15 protein-coding genes are annotated in these 13,912 nt (G+C 36.4%); 11 read left to right on the forward strand and 4 right to left on the reverse strand.

Annotation, left to right across the window (positions count from 1 at the left end; all coding sequences use genetic code 11):
• Window positions 1-130 precede the first annotated feature (130 nt).
• Together LKL37_RS02980 and LKL37_RS02985 are read left to right on the forward strand one after the other, a co-directional pair.
• The gene (locus LKL37_RS02980; protein WP_431609114.1) at window positions 131-1,405 is read left to right on the forward strand and encodes a PepSY-associated TM helix domain-containing protein; all 1,275 of its coding nucleotides are present in this window, start codon (window positions 131-133) and stop codon (window positions 1,403-1,405) included.
• Window positions 1,389-2,441 (forward strand): alpha/beta hydrolase, encoded by a 1,053-nt coding sequence (locus LKL37_RS02985; protein ID WP_431609115.1) that lies wholly within the window; start codon window positions 1,389-1,391, stop codon window positions 2,439-2,441. The genes LKL37_RS02980 and LKL37_RS02985 overlap by 17 nt, the downstream gene beginning before the upstream one ends.
• Before the next feature lie 150 nt (window positions 2,442-2,591).
• Here the strand turns inward: LKL37_RS02985 and LKL37_RS02990 are convergent, their stop codons facing one another.
• Both LKL37_RS02990 and LKL37_RS02995 read right to left on the reverse strand, forming a co-directional pair.
• On the reverse strand, window positions 2,592-3,608 hold the full coding sequence (locus LKL37_RS02990; protein ID WP_431609116.1) for a hypothetical protein: 1,017 nt from the start codon (window positions 3,606-3,608) through the stop codon (window positions 2,592-2,594).
• Between the two features lie 23 nt (window positions 3,609-3,631).
• Window positions 3,632-4,483, reverse strand: coding sequence for a hypothetical protein (locus LKL37_RS02995; protein ID WP_431609117.1), 852 nt, complete (start codon window positions 4,481-4,483; stop codon window positions 3,632-3,634).
• A gap of 69 nt (window positions 4,484-4,552) precedes the next feature.
• Between LKL37_RS02995 and LKL37_RS03000 the strand changes: the two genes are divergently transcribed.
• The 7 genes from LKL37_RS03000 (at window position 4,553) to LKL37_RS03030 (ending at window position 8,511) form a co-directional block, all read left to right on the forward strand.
• Window positions 4,553-5,071 carry a Crp/Fnr family transcriptional regulator gene (locus LKL37_RS03000; RefSeq protein ID WP_431609119.1) on the forward strand — a complete coding sequence of 173 codons (519 nt, stop codon included), beginning with the start codon at window positions 4,553-4,555 and terminating at the stop codon, window positions 5,069-5,071.
• A 53-nt stretch (window positions 5,072-5,124) separates the two neighbouring features.
• Window positions 5,125-5,670, forward strand: coding sequence for a DinB family protein (locus LKL37_RS03005; RefSeq protein WP_431609120.1), 546 nt, complete (start codon window positions 5,125-5,127; stop codon window positions 5,668-5,670).
• Window positions 5,671-5,711: 41 nt separating this feature from the next.
• Window positions 5,712-6,224 carry a methylated-DNA--[protein]-cysteine S-methyltransferase gene (locus tag LKL37_RS03010; RefSeq protein WP_431609121.1) on the forward strand — a complete coding sequence of 171 codons (513 nt, stop codon included), beginning with the start codon at window positions 5,712-5,714 and terminating at the stop codon, window positions 6,222-6,224.
• A 63-nt stretch (window positions 6,225-6,287) separates the two neighbouring features.
• Window positions 6,288-6,893: a CDP-alcohol phosphatidyltransferase family protein gene (locus tag LKL37_RS03015; RefSeq protein WP_431609122.1), complete on the forward strand. Its 606-nt coding sequence runs from the start codon at window positions 6,288-6,290 to the stop codon at window positions 6,891-6,893.
• Between the two features lie 128 nt (window positions 6,894-7,021).
• Window positions 7,022-7,624, forward strand: a complete 603-nt coding sequence (locus LKL37_RS03020) for a DUF2911 domain-containing protein (protein ID WP_431609123.1) — start codon at window positions 7,022-7,024, stop codon at window positions 7,622-7,624.
• Window positions 7,625-7,627: 3 nt separating this feature from the next.
• Window positions 7,628-8,155, forward strand: a complete 528-nt coding sequence (locus LKL37_RS03025) for a GNAT family N-acetyltransferase (RefSeq protein ID WP_431609124.1) — start codon at window positions 7,628-7,630, stop codon at window positions 8,153-8,155.
• Window positions 8,152-8,511 carry a cupin domain-containing protein gene (locus LKL37_RS03030; RefSeq protein WP_431609125.1) on the forward strand — a complete coding sequence of 120 codons (360 nt, stop codon included), beginning with the start codon at window positions 8,152-8,154 and terminating at the stop codon, window positions 8,509-8,511. The genes LKL37_RS03025 and LKL37_RS03030 overlap by 4 nt, the downstream gene beginning before the upstream one ends.
• A gap of 67 nt (window positions 8,512-8,578) precedes the next feature.
• Here the strand turns inward: LKL37_RS03030 and LKL37_RS03035 are convergent, their stop codons facing one another.
• Both LKL37_RS03035 and LKL37_RS03040 read right to left on the reverse strand, forming a co-directional pair.
• Complete coding sequence (locus LKL37_RS03035) at window positions 8,579-9,334, reverse strand: LytR/AlgR family response regulator transcription factor (protein WP_431609126.1); 756 nt, start codon at window positions 9,332-9,334, stop codon at window positions 8,579-8,581.
• Window positions 9,331-12,162: a histidine kinase gene (locus tag LKL37_RS03040; protein ID WP_431609127.1), complete on the reverse strand. Its 2,832-nt coding sequence runs from the start codon at window positions 12,160-12,162 to the stop codon at window positions 9,331-9,333. Before LKL37_RS03040 ends, LKL37_RS03035 begins: the two co-directional genes overlap by 4 nt.
• A gap of 275 nt (window positions 12,163-12,437) precedes the next feature.
• On the opposite strand from LKL37_RS03040, the gene LKL37_RS03045 reads away from it, so the two are divergent.
• Window positions 12,438-13,325 (forward strand): T9SS type A sorting domain-containing protein, encoded by an 888-nt coding sequence (locus tag LKL37_RS03045; RefSeq protein WP_431609128.1) that lies wholly within the window; start codon window positions 12,438-12,440, stop codon window positions 13,323-13,325.
• A 180-nt stretch (window positions 13,326-13,505) separates the two neighbouring features.
• Window positions 13,506-13,889, forward strand: a complete 384-nt coding sequence (locus tag LKL37_RS03050) for a PEGA domain-containing protein (protein WP_105701652.1) — start codon at window positions 13,506-13,508, stop codon at window positions 13,887-13,889.
• Window positions 13,890-13,912: the final 23 nt, after the last annotated feature.

Here is a 13,912-nt window from a genome sequence, read left to right on the forward strand (position 1 = left end):
GAAGCCTTCAAATATGCTAAAGTAAAATGGCAGTAGAAATAACTCTTTTCACTTTACAAACACGCCATTATAAATTCTATTGCGCCTTTGCATTTTCTACACCTACATTTTCAAGTGGATGAAAACAGATATGGAGAACAAAAAAACGAATCCTAAAAAAAAGCAGGGAAAATCTCTTACCAAAAGGATCACCGGCTGGCTGCACCTCTGGCTCGGGCTGGTTTCCGGGATCATTGTGCTTACAGTTACTCTTTCGGGGACTGTATTTGTCTTCTGTGACGAAATCATAGATCTATGCGGAGGAAGTGCTAAATACGTTCAAGTACCAGTCAATGCTAAAAAAATGGCACCTGAAGAGTTGCTTGCACAGTTTCATCAACAGGTTCCGGACAGAAAAGCATTCTATTTTGATACCTACAAAGAAGCAGACAGAAGTTTCAGAGTAGCCTCAGCAACTCAACCGCCTAAAGATAAAACTACAGGTAAAGCAGAAAAACCAAAGAAGAAAGGGAGAGGTCCAAGAGGTGTATTTGCTTATCATTATCTTGATCCTTACACCGGAAAACTCATTGGTTCTACAAAAAGCTATGAGTTTTTCTATGTTGTAGCCCATATTCACGCCCAGTTGTTGGCTGGGAAATTCGGGAAAACAGTGGTTGGAATTGCCTCAATCATCTTCTTTATTCAGCTCATCGGTGGATTAATTCTCTGGTGGCCTAAAAAATGGAACAAAACAACAAGAACAACCGCTTTTAAAATCAAATCCGGAACAAAATGGCGCAGAAAAAACTATGATTTTCACAATGTTTTTGGATTTTACTCATTGTTTCCGGCAGTGTTTATTACCATTACAGGACTGATTATGGCTTATGAAGTTTTAACCAATCTTACTCAGAAGACTTTCGGTGGAGCTGTGGATGTCCATACCATTGCAGAAAAATATGAACCTAAGTTTGATCCGGAGAAAAAAGCATTGTCCTATACTGATTTTATAGACAGAAAATTTAAGGAGTTTCCCGATGCAAAACAATTCAGAATGAGTATTCCGAGAAATGATTCCGCAACGGTATATCATGTGGGAGTAGCTCAGTTTATTGGGTTGAAAAGCCTTGTCAACGGAAAAAGTATGGAAACCAACAAATACACCGGAAAAGAGATTGATTATCCTAAAGAAGTTCAGATGCATGAGGTAATAGAACATATGAATTTTGATCTTCATGTGGGCTATTGGGGCGGAATGTTCGGTAAAATATTCACGTTCATTATCGGAATTATATGTACAAGTCTCCCAATTACCGGATTCCTGATCTGGTGGGGCAGAAGAAACAAATCACCCAAAAAGAATAACGAAATTAAAAATATTCATCAACATAGAAAAGACTCACACCATGAACAACTGGTTTAAAATAATTTACCTTCCCTTATTTTTATTGTTTTCCTTGGGAAAAGCCCAGGAAAAACTGACGATAGGAGAGAAGCAGAACTTATTTTCAAAAGTTTTAAACGAAAACAGAGAAATCTGGATTCATCTGCCTAAAACGTATAACGACAATACCATCAATCCCGCAAAATATCCGGTCATCTATCTTTTAGACGGAGAAATCAATTTTGAATATTATACAGGATTAACGGATTTCATTGCCAGAACACCGTATGCCGATATCCCGGAATGTATTGTTGTCGGAATTAAAAACACAGAAAGAACTAGAGATCTTACCCCGACAAAATCTGAAAAGAAAAGTCCGGTAAATCCTGCTCTTACTCTTTTTGCAGACAGCGGAGGAGGTGAAAAATTTGTAAAATTTATGCAGGAAGAGCTGAAACCTTTTATCAGCAAAAACTACAGAACTCAGAATTATTCTGTGTTGGTAGGACATTCTTTCGGAGGACTGTTTGCCATCAATACCTTCCTTTTACATCCTGATTATTTTAATGCTTATGTTGCGAATGATCCCAGTTTATGGTGGGATAATAAAGTGACCATTGCAAGAACGAAAGATTATCTGGAAAAGAATAAGAACTTTCCTGAAAAAAAATCATTGTATGTTTCTCAGGCAGATAATGAAGAACAGCAGAAAAACTGGAATTCTGATATGACACAGGCTATTGAAGAATTTAAAGGAATTATAGAAAAGAACGGAACTCTAAACTATAAACATAGTTTTTTTGCAGGAGAAACCCACGGAACCGTTTCCTATCCCGGAAATTATGAAGCTTTAAAGTTTATATTTAAAGGGTTCAGAACCGATATAAAACAGTTGGCAAAAAATCCCAAACTGCTGGAAGAAGATTATCAAAAGTTTTCCGAAAAAATGGGTACAGACTTTACTCCATCAGAAGCTTATCTGAATGTAGTGATCAAATTCATGAAGAGCAATGGTTTTACAGAATCCGAAACCTATTTTATGAGTCTGAAAGACAAATATTATCCTAAGAAATAGTAACAAAAAAAAGCAAATCTGTTCATCAACAGATTTGCTTTTTTATTTATTATAATTCTAAAATGAAGTTTTGCTAATGCAGATTTATTCTAAAAGACTATCCGCACAGTTTGTCATTCCGTAGGAATCCAGGCAAACCTTTTCCAAAAGTTAATGTCTGTTATCACAATTAATCGGAAAATCCTTCTCTTTTTGATCTAAAAAACTAACAGAAGGACAGCCAAAAGATTGCGCAATGAATCCGAAAATAACAGGAGGTTTTCCTTTGAAAAGATGACCTGTATATTGAAAAACATTGGCTTCATCGGCATCTATTCCATAAAGAGGAAGAAATTCTCCACCATCACTTCCTGCAAGACTAAATGTTTTCTCAGCAATCTTTTCCTTACGATCATTGATGACTGCAAGTTTACGCTCCACAGTATTTCCCTCTTCAAGATAATCCTGCAGATAATAGGTCATATTTTCATATTGTGACTGATAAGTTTTTCCCTGAGCCAGTTTTGAGTGAGAAAAGTATTTTTTTGAAATATCAGCTCCGGCTTTTTGCCATTTCACAGCCTTCATTTTATTTTCTACAAAAGGATTTTTATTTCCAAAATAAGCAATGGCATTATTGTATCGGTCGTAGTCTGTTGTTTTTTGGTGAGTGGCTACCTGAAATCCCATCATATAAGACTCCGGGTCTACTTCTTCACTATCTGAATAGGGACTTAAATAGGCTACAGCTTTTAATTGGCTGACTGGCATTCTTTGAAGTTTGTTAGAGCCATGCTCATAAATATACAGAGAATCCTTTTCTGTAAGGCGAATCCCGCTGAGCAGTTTTTTTCTGCTGGAGGCATCCAGTTCAAAATGTTGTAGTTCTTCATAAGTCATCTGCTTCTGATTTTTAATAATATCTGCAGGAATAGGTTGTGCTCCTTCATAAATATCCGAAACAGAAATAAAAATATCCATATCAGAATCCTTTTCTGCTGATGAGATGATAGACAGACTGAAAATATTAAAGTTGCTGTAATCTATTTTCTCTTCAGTTTTTACTGTTTTTATAGTATCATTCGTGATTTTTGATTCTGTAGTTACTACTTTTTTCTCTTCTTTCTGGCAACTAACAATAACCAATTGAAAAAGTAAAAGGACTGCGATAGTTTTAAGCTTCATCATCTTTCTTAATAATTTATAGTATTCTAATTCATTTTATAATAAGGCTCCGAAAAATATTTGCTGGGTTTGATGTAAGCCATTTTTCTCTCAGCATCAAAAATCCAAATGAACCGGCGGAGCATATCGGCCCCGAGATAACTTACATTTTGTGTTTTAAGTTCGCCTGAGAAAAATCCTACGGAAATATCTTTAAATGTATTATTTCCCAACTTAAAAAAAGGAAGAATGGCCTGTTTAGTCGTTAAAGTTTTGCCTTCAGAGTTTTTCAGGGTTTTCTCTCCGGTTATCTTCAGTTTTTTGTCCAGATGTTTTGCCTCTGCAAACTCGTTGCTGTACAGAATAGCTCCTGAAAATCCTGATTGCAGTACAAAATAGGCTTCCTGCTGTTGGTCATCAATGATATTATCTCCGGCAAGGTAAAACCCGTCATGGTCTAAAATGATATTGATCGGCTGATACCCTTTCAGATCTGGAATTTTATCGTATATCACAAACCGGTTGTTGTCATAATCAATTTGAAATGCTTTCCCGCCAAAAATTCCTGTTCCTATTTTTCCGTCAGCTTCATGTCCTGTTAACTGATTATCAAAAAAACGCACATTTTTCTGGGTAATTTTTCCGATTTGAACGGTATTGTGGTCACTTATTTCTTCTTTGTTGAAAATAATATGATCGGCTTTCCGTTTTCGTTCGGGAGAAATTGAGTAATCTTTCATGGCGATCTGAAACATCAGATCGAGTGAATCCTTTTTGTTGACAAGGGTTTTGACAATAATATTATTGTGCTTTGTGATCCGGAAGGGAATGGTCTGTTGTGCTTTCATACCATAAAATCCGGCAGAAAGCAGTATGAAAAGTACTGTTCTTTTGAGCATTATCAGTGATTAGTGTTTTAAAACTTTAAAATTACCTATTATCTTTGGAAAAGCAAATAATAAAATGAAATGGTTGAAAAATTGCTTCAGAGCGGAATCTATTGGGAAAAGAAAGAATTCAGGAGAAATGAGTTTCTCAAAATTTCGGGCAGTACGGATACTAGCATTTATTATATTGAAAGCGGAAGTGTCCGGATTTTTATGATGGATGAAAATGAGGAAAGGATTATTCGTTTCGGGTATACCGGAAATATTATTGTCAGTCTGGATTCTTTTTTATCGGGAAAATCATCAGATCTTTATATTCAGGCGATTAAGAAAGCAACAGTAAAAATAGCTTCAAAAAAGGATTTTTATGAGTTTGTACAATCAGATGAGGAACATATGAAATTCTGGATAAATGTTCTGGAAGATCTGGTATTGCAGCAGCTTGAAAGAGAAAAAGACCTGCTGATCAATGCTCCTGGCGAACGTTTCGAGAGGGTTTTAAAACGAAGCCCGAAGCTTTTTCAGGAAGTTCCTAATAAATATATTGCCAATTATCTGAGAATGTCGCCGGAAACGTTGTCGAGACTTAAAAAATCTTGAGTTCAGTCAAGATTTAAGAAAAATCAGATCAGGATATTTGCATAAAAAAAGTAATGAAAATTTCAGCTTCAGCATTATTAAATGAATTAAAGGAAAGAACATACCAGCATTTAGAATATGTGCGGACACTCACACTAAAAACAGAAGAAGAGCTGAACTTCAGAGCCTCAGCAGACAGCTGGAGTACATTGGAATGTCTGGAGCATCTTAACCGCTACGGAAATTTTTATATTCCTGAAATCAATCGTAATATTTCCTCCGCAGGAAAATCTACCCAATCTTATTTTAAGCCAGGAATTCTCGGGAATTATTTTGCTAAAAGCATGCTTCCCAAAGAGAAACCGAATAAGATGAAAACGCTTAAAACAATGAACCCCATCCACAGCCAACTGAATAAAGATGTAATAGATACATTCATAAAACAGCAGGAAAAAATGCTTGAATTACTGGAAAAAGCCCAAGATATTGATTTGGAAAAAATAAAAACAAGTATAAGTATTTCAACGCTGATCAAACTGAAGCTGGGGGATACCTTCCGGTTTGTAATTTATCATAACGAAAGACATATTGAGCAGATAAAAAGAATTTTAATGCATTAAAAAGAAGATATGATTTCCGAAAAAAGCTTAATTTTAAATTAATGGAAATTATACACCAAAAAAACATATCAACCCCATTGGGAGAAATGATTGCCTGTGCCGTAGATCAAGGAATCTGCCTGCTTGAGTTCATAGACCGGAAAAATATTGAAAAACAGCTGAAGGCTTTGTCAAAGATTCTGAAAGCAGAGATTGTAGAAAAAGAACATCCTCATTTCATGCAGCTGGAAGATGAACTAAAAGAATATTTTGAAGGAAAAAGAAGTCATTTTGAAGTTCCGTTGTTTATTACTGGAACCGAGTTTCAGGAAAAAGTTTGGCAGTTGCTTCGTGAAATTCCGATGGGAGAAATAAGAACCTATAAACAGCAGTCAGAAATACTGGGAAATCCCAAGGCGATACGTGCCGTAGGAACAGCCAACGGAATCAATAAAATTGCCATTTTAATTCCCTGCCATCGTGTGATAGGCTCAAACGGTGAATTGGTTGGCTATGCAGGGGGTATCTGGAGAAAACAAAAACTACTGGAGCTGGAAAAGGCTATTTTGTTTTAGAAATAGTAAAAACATTTTTATTCCTATCTTTCTCCACTTAAATTAAGTTTTTTCCATCTTTTTATGAAATCGAAAATCCCGTCCATTTTAATTTTTTCCAGACTGATTATCGGATTTATCATCATTTCTTTAAGTCTTCTGAAAATCGAAAACTATCAGATAATTACAGTTATTTTGTTATCAATCGGATTATTGACGGATATTTTTGATGGAATTATCGCCCGGCATCTGAATGTTTCCACACAAAAACTCAGACGTCTGGATTCTACTGTTGATCAGATTTTCTTTGTCTCAGTAGGGATTGCAGCTTATATTCAGTGTCCTGAGTTTTTCAAAATAAATGCCTACAAAATAATAATTCTTGCAGGAGCTGAAGCTCTTATTTATCTGGTAAGCTTTTTAAAATTCAGAAAAGAGGTAGCTACACATTCTATCGGTGCCAAGATCTGGACTTTATTGCTTTTTGGAACACTGGTCCAGGTAATTTTACAATGTCAGTCTGTTGTTTTATTTACCCTTTGTTTTTGGGTTGGATTGTTGACAAGAGCAGAGATTATCGCTATTCTTTTCATATTGAAAACCTGGACGAATGATGTTCCTTCTGTTTTTCATTCAATACAACTTAGAAAAGGGAAAGCTATTAAGAAAAGTAAAATATTCAATAGTTAATAATTTACTTTTTATAAGGATTTGGTTAAAAAATACCTTCGTAGAAAAATATCGGTAAAACAAAAATTAACGAAGTTTGTGAAAGCTATTTTGTTTTGATTTTTGTAATTTTAAGCAAAAATTTACACGTGAAAAATTTAATAATAGCAGTTTGCATTTCAGTGTCAGCATTCAGTTTTGCTCAGGATTATTCTGTGCCGGCAGCAAGCCCGCGTCAGAAGGTTGAGCAGCAGTTTTCAATGTCTAAGATCTCCATCGATTATGGAAGACCGGGGGTGAAAGGACGTAAGATCTTCGGAGAATTGGTTCCTTACGGTCAGGTTTGGAGAGCAGGCGCTAACTCGTCTACAAAAATTACTTTCGGACAGGCCGTTAATTTCGGTGGAAAAACAGTTCCGGCAGGAACATACGGATTATTCATTGTTCCTACAGAAAAAGAATGGAAAGTAATCCTGAATAAGGACTTCCAACAATGGGGAGCATATACTTACGACCCTAAGCAGGATGTAGTAGATGTTACGGTACCGGTTAATACATTGACAGACAAACAGGAATGGTTTGAAATCACTTTGAATCCTACAGATGAAAATACAGGGAATTTGGTGATCAAGTGGGATATGGCTCAGGCTGAAGTTCCTTTGAAACCATCAAAATTAGATACCGTAATCAAGATTTCCGATAAGTTGAAAGAAATCAAGAAAATAGAATCAGATTCTACTAAAAAGAGCTAAAGAATGAATTTTTCTGTTCAGCCTGTTTTAGAGAATGAAGAATTTCAATTAATCCCCTTACAGCAAGGGGATTTTGAATCTTTATATGAAGTAGCTTCCGATCCTAAAGTCTGGGAACAACACCCCAATAAAGATCGTTATAAGAGAGAGGTTTTTGAAAACTTTTTTAGAGGAGCTATAGAGAGTAATGGTGCTTTCAAAATTATTGATAAAGCTACCGGAGATGTATTGGGAAGCAGCCGTTATTATGATTTTGATGAAGATGATAATCATATTTTCATTGGATATACCTTCTATGGAACAAAATCGTGGGGGAAAGGAATCAATCCTAAAGTTAAAAAGCTGATGCTGGATTATATCTTCCAGTTTGTAGATAAAGTTCACTTCCATATCGGAAAAGAAAATTTCCGTTCGCAGACCGCTTTGGAAAGATTGGGAGGACAAAAAATTGCTGAAGAAGAAGTGGCTTATTTTGCAGAACCTTCAAGAACCAATTTCGTTTATGAAATCAAAAAAGAAGACTGGGCATGAAAAAATATAAAATTCAGCAATCCCCATTTGTAGTGCCTACTACAGACGGAAAACTAATCGAAGAACATTGGGGAAATTCTACAGGAAATTCTACTATTTCGATTGCTCATATGGTAGCACCTCCGGACTGGAGCGAGCCTCACCAGACGCCAGAATTTGATGAATTTACCTATATCATTTCAGGAAAAAAGCAATTTGAAATTGATGGTGAAATTGTTGTTCTGGAAAAAGGACAGAGCATTCTTATTGAAAAAGGAGCAAGAATCCGTTACAGCAACCCGTTTTCAGAACCTTGCGAATACCTTGCAATCTGTCTGCCTGCTTTCTCTATGGAGCTGGTAAACAGAGAAGAATAAGGAGTAGATTAATAAAATCAAAACATACAAAGGCAAATTGGCGAATCAGCGAATTTGCCTTTTTCTATTATTTTAATCTCTTAATAATCCGGAGAAACTCATCTTTTTTCCTCTGAGATACCTGTAAAGAAGTTTCATCGCTCATAATAATATAACCACCCCGTCCCCGGATGTATTTTTCGACATGCTGAAGATTGATGAGGTGCTGATGATGAATACGGACAAAGCCCTGGTCTTTTAATGTATCTTCAAAATAAGCCAGTGTATGGGATATCATCATTTTTTTTCCTCCTTTGAAAAAGATGGACGTATAATTATCATCTGCCTGAAGACGTACAATATCCATGGTATGTACATAAACAAGTCCTTCCATGGTTGGCAGTGCAATTTTGCTCTGTTCTACAGGGTTTTTAATATGCTGAAGCAGGGCAGATAATTGTTGTATTTTATTTTTATCTTCTAAAAGTTTGGCAACCCTGTTTACTGTAATGATCAGTTCATGAATCACAATGGGCTTTAGAAGATAATCTACCGCATGATGTTTAAATGCCTGTACAGCATACTGATCATAAGCTGTAACGAATACGGTATAAAAATGAATGTCCGATATCTTTTCAAACAGCTTGAAACCATTTTCTACAGGCATATTGACATCCAGAAATACCAGTTCCGGAGATGTTTCTCTAATGACTTCCAGAGCCTGATTCACAGAATCTGCTTCCCCGATTATTTCAACGTCCGGGCAATATTTCGATAAGAAACGAAGAAGGGTTTCGCGTGATTCCTGTTCGTCATCTACAACGATAGATTTTATTTTGCTCATAGAAAAGGAGTGTTTTTGATGGTTATTTTGACAATGGTTCCCTGTACATCCGGATTTGTAGTATTCTTATCCATAATCTCTGTAGAAATAGAGGTTCCATACAGCTCATTAATGGCGGAAATTCTGCCGGCAGTAATTTTCAGTCCCATAGATTTATAATCATCTGGCCTGCTGTCAAATTCACGGGCTTTTTCAAATCCTACACCGTTATCTTCTACGATGCATATGATAGAATCATCACTTTGGCTGCAGGAAATCCTTAGAATTCCTCCGGTTTTTAAATGTCTCAATCCATGACTGATGGAATTTTCTGTATAAGTTTGAAGAAGCATGGTAGGAATTTTGATCTGCTCCAATCCCGGTTCTACAGAAATATCATAGATGAAATGATTTTTAAAACGCATCTGCTCCAGCTCGATATATGTTTTCAGCATAGCCATTTCTTTCTCAATCGTATTCCAATGTTCTTTGGAATGGGTGAGGGTTTTGCGTATCAGGTCCGAAAAGGCAGCCATATAATAATTGGCGTTCAATTCATCTTCTTTACCATAATAATTCTGAATGGCATTCAGAACATTGAAGATAAAATGAGGGTTGATCTGGGCACGGAGCGCCTGCATTTCCAGCTCGGCAATCATCTTTTTTCTTTCCGTTTTCTCAGCCTCTTTTTTGCGGATAATATTGACACGGTGTCTGTAAATGACGATCATTAAGATCAGTAGTAACAGAAATATTCCTCCCATAAACCATAGTTCTTCCCAAAAGGGAGGGTTTACAACAATGGCAAGTACTGCAGGTGTTGTATTCCAGATATTATTTTTTCCGGAAGCCCAGATGTTGAGATGATAGCTGCCGGGCTTTAAAGCTCCCAGATTTAAGGTACTTTCTTCTGTGATTACCGTATCATTTTCTGCTCCGGACAGAAGATATTTATACTTAATATCCTTCTCATCCAGATAAGAAATAGCGGTATAGGAGATTTGAGCATTATTCTGATTGTATTTAAGGCTGATCTTTTTAGGGTAATAAACAAGACTGTCTTTAAAAGAGGCTTTCAGGAAATATACTTTGTAAGGCTGGCTTTTACTAACCTGATCCTGATTGATCACAATAATCCCATTTGACGTAGCAAGAAAGGCTTTTCCTTCCCCGAATGTAATGTTATTAATCATGTGGCTTGGAACTCCATCGGCTGCCGAAAAGTGGTAAATAGAGTAGTGCATGTGATCGTCAAAAGTGACTCTGGATAATCCTTTGTCTGTATTAATCCACAGCCTTTCTTTCTCATCTATATAAGCTTTTTCGCAGATATTACTGATGAGCCCATTGGTCTTATTTATCTTAATTACTTTCTGCCCATCACGAATAAAAATACCATCAGAATGAGTACTGATAACAAGTCTGCCTTTCAGAAAATTCAGCGACGTTATCCGGTTTCTGCCTAAAGCAGGATCCTGGATGAATTTTTTTAAAGCCGGATGATAATAAAATAATCCATGTATTGTTCCGAGCCAGTAGATTCCTTTTGCATCAATGGCCGCTGCCGGGGCGGCTATATTGGTACTCAATGCTGGCAACAGTCTAAATTTTCCTTCTTTAAGGTCATAAATAAGATGATTCTTTTTTTCTGTACTGGTATAGCTTATCAGTACGGTATTATTTCTGATGAAGGCTGATTTTTGAGAAAATTCCAGAAGTTTTGTGTATTGATTTCCGGTCAGACTGCATTGGTATAAACCTCTGTCTGTTCCGACAAAAAATGCATCTTTATCAATAGGTAAAAAATACCGTAGTCTGTTCCATTGTCCGTCACCCAGTGTATATAAAGGTCTGAAGCTGTTTTTATCTCTGATCATAATAGCACTGTTGCTATATCCTGCAAGAAGTTTTCCTCCCGGCAAATATTTTACAGCTAAAACATTATTATCTATAAGCCCATCAGCCGTGGTATATATAAAGGTTTTATTGGCCGGCTGCATATAGACCCCTTCATTGGTTGGATACCAGCAATTACCCTGTTTATCTATAAAGCTGCTGTAGCTTACAATGTCTTTCATGGCAATATAATATGGATTTTGACCTGCTGGCCGATCAGGATCGTATTCCAGAATTCCACTTGTGGTACAGCACCATATTTTATTGTTTTTACCTATTGTAAGGTCGATAATATTGCTGGGTAATTCAATTTTTTTAATCAGAGGTGTAGTTCCTTTAAATACAATATCATATAATGTTTTTAAATTTCTTACATACAGATGGCCATTCAGATAAAAACTGGCTCTTACAGCTTTTTCCTTAAATGTGTAAATGGTTGTCAATCCCGGATTATCTTTCCTTATAATCTTTTTCAAAGTAATGTAATAATTATTGCCCTGATCAGAAAAATGCAGATGGGGAGATTGTGCTGTGCTGTCTTTGGGATTGGAAATGCTGTTTTTACCTATAATATATTTCTTATGCTGATCAGAATAAAGATCCCATCTTGGAGCAATGTCGTAAAAATCGATTCCTCTTTTTTCCATGAGGCGGCATAGCTTATCATTCTGTACAGAATATACTTTTCCATTATATATATAAGTTGGGCTTCCGTTATAGGTGCTTACCCATAATCGCTGCCAGGAATCTTCCCATGCCTGAAAGGTTTCATTGTCCGGAAGTCCGTGATTACTGGTAATGGTCTCAAAATGATGCCCGTCAAATCTGGAAATTCCCCAGCTTGTACAAAACCAGATAAACCCTTTGCTGTCCTGATAGACAGAGTATACCGTATTGCTGGGTAATCCGTCACTTAAGCTATAGTGACGAAGTTGCGGCTTCTGACTGTACATCAGGAGGCTATGAAACAGAAGGAATAATATGAGACGGTAATGATACATAGTTTTCAGGCTAATATAGAAAAATCTCCAGAATGAGAAATACCCGAATGTGTCATATTTACAGCTCTTTTTCTCATTGAAACCATCAAAATACTCACCTGGGTTTTTATCCTGCTCACTTGCTCATTAGTTCTTTTTTTTTCCTTAAAAAAGAGACAACTTGTACCTGTTTATCGGTAACGGCATCCCGTGATAATCAAAGAATGCCATCACAAAAATATTATCTTATGAAAAAAACTTTAACTAAGATCTTTCGATCATCAAACTCGCTTTTAAAAGGAAGAAAAGCTGGTTTTCTTCTTTTTGCTGCTTTATTTTGCAGTACGGCTTTAAGTGCTCAGATAACAGTAATTACGGATCCTGGTGTTCCATCTGTTCCAGTTTCCGGTACAAAAGTAAATGTAACCAGACAGTTTGTTGGAGCTAACGTGCCTGGATTTGTACCTTCTCCTGTATCATTGGAAATCAAGTCGGGTTCAACACCAGAAACCAAAGTTTTTACAACAACCCAAACTGCCCCTCATATCTATACGTTTCCATTACTTTTTTCACTTCCGGGCTATCCACCGTCAATCCGGACTTTCAAAGTTTATTTTCCTAATCCCGGGCTGACAAGTAAATACTATCCGGTTCCAACAGCCATTGGAGGTTCTACTACGATTATTCCAGGTTGCTGGTCACCTGATATGGATCGCGGATTATACTATGATATTGGTCCCACTAACAGTTATGGATACGGAGTAACTCTTACCCGTACCGCATCTACAGAATATCTTCTTCAATGTACTAAATTTCTTTGTAATGTATGTCAGCCATGTCCTCCTGTGATTTCAACGATGAGTAAATCAAATACAGCTGAACAGAATAAAGCGAAACTTTATCCAAACCCAAGCAACGGATTATCAGAACTATTATATACTGCTTCAGGAAGAGAAACCATTACTGTAATGGTTGCAGATATTGCAGGCAGAACAGTATACGGATATAAGACGGATATTGAAGCCGGAGCTGCTAAACTGCCTATTGATATTCAAACCTCATTATCAGGAACCTATTATGTCAACTGGAGTTCCAGTAACGGAAGTTCAGGTTCATTGCCATTGATAAAAAAATAAATATGTACCGGTAAAAACTAATATTGATGAGAAGGCGCACTTTGGTGCGCTTTTGTGATTTATAAACTTGAAAACCTGATGGATACTGTGTTTTGTGAAAGATTTACTCCAATTAGTAGCAGTTGTTTTTGAATTATTTTGTAAGTTCGCGGACTTAAAAAAATGAACTAATTAAAATCTATGAAAAACAAATTATCAATTGTACTCATGCTGGGAATCACGCTTTCTACCACTTCATGTGCTAGTATTTTTACCGGAACTCAGGATTCAATCGCTTTTTCTTCAAATCCTGAAGGAGCAAAAGTGTTTCACAAAGGAATAGAAAAATGTACAACACCTTGTACTACTAAGATTCCAAGAGGTTTAGGTAAGCAGATGATTGCATTTGAAAAAGAGGGATTTGAGAAGAAAGAAGTAAAACTGACAAAAACTTTTAATGCCGTAACGTTACTGAACATTATTCTGGGAGGAGCAATAGGAGTGGGAATTGATGCTGCTACAGGATCTTTAACCAAATATTCTCCAAAGAAATATGATGTGGAGCTGCAGGCTAAACCAGAGTAAGCTTAAAAATATAAAAGTAAAAA

Source organism: Chryseobacterium sp. 'Rf worker isolate 10' (assembly GCF_050753305.1).
Lineage (GTDB): Bacteria > Bacteroidota > Bacteroidia > Flavobacteriales > Weeksellaceae > Chryseobacterium.

Excerpts from the sequence above, each read along its gene's own strand:
- LKL37_RS02980 (WP_431609114.1), top strand. The coding sequence starts at position 131 with ATGGAGAACAAAAAAACGAATCCTAAAAAAAAGCAGGGAAAATCTCTT.
- LKL37_RS02985 (WP_431609115.1), top strand. The coding sequence starts at position 1,389 with ATGAACAACTGGTTTAAAATAATTTACCTTCCCTTATTTTTATTGTTT.
- LKL37_RS02990 (WP_431609116.1), bottom strand. The coding sequence starts at position 3,608 with ATGATGAAGCTTAAAACTATCGCAGTCCTTTTACTTTTTCAATTGGTT.
- LKL37_RS02995 (WP_431609117.1), bottom strand. The coding sequence starts at position 4,483 with ATGCTCAAAAGAACAGTACTTTTCATACTGCTTTCTGCCGGATTTTAT.
- LKL37_RS03000 (WP_431609119.1), top strand. The coding sequence starts at position 4,553 with ATGGTTGAAAAATTGCTTCAGAGCGGAATCTATTGGGAAAAGAAAGAA.
- LKL37_RS03005 (WP_431609120.1), top strand. The coding sequence starts at position 5,125 with ATGAAAATTTCAGCTTCAGCATTATTAAATGAATTAAAGGAAAGAACA.
- LKL37_RS03010 (WP_431609121.1), top strand. The coding sequence starts at position 5,712 with ATGGAAATTATACACCAAAAAAACATATCAACCCCATTGGGAGAAATG.
- LKL37_RS03015 (WP_431609122.1), top strand. The coding sequence starts at position 6,288 with ATGAAATCGAAAATCCCGTCCATTTTAATTTTTTCCAGACTGATTATC.
- LKL37_RS03025 (WP_431609124.1), top strand. The coding sequence starts at position 7,628 with ATGAATTTTTCTGTTCAGCCTGTTTTAGAGAATGAAGAATTTCAATTA.
- LKL37_RS03030 (WP_431609125.1), top strand. The coding sequence starts at position 8,152 with ATGAAAAAATATAAAATTCAGCAATCCCCATTTGTAGTGCCTACTACA.
- LKL37_RS03035 (WP_431609126.1), bottom strand. The coding sequence starts at position 9,334 with ATGAGCAAAATAAAATCTATCGTTGTAGATGACGAACAGGAATCACGC.
- LKL37_RS03040 (WP_431609127.1), bottom strand. The coding sequence starts at position 12,162 with ATGTACAGTCAGAAGCCGCAACTTCGTCACTATAGCTTAAGTGACGGA.
- LKL37_RS03045 (WP_431609128.1), top strand. The coding sequence starts at position 12,438 with ATGAAAAAAACTTTAACTAAGATCTTTCGATCATCAAACTCGCTTTTA.
- LKL37_RS03050 (WP_105701652.1), top strand. The coding sequence starts at position 13,506 with ATGAAAAACAAATTATCAATTGTACTCATGCTGGGAATCACGCTTTCT.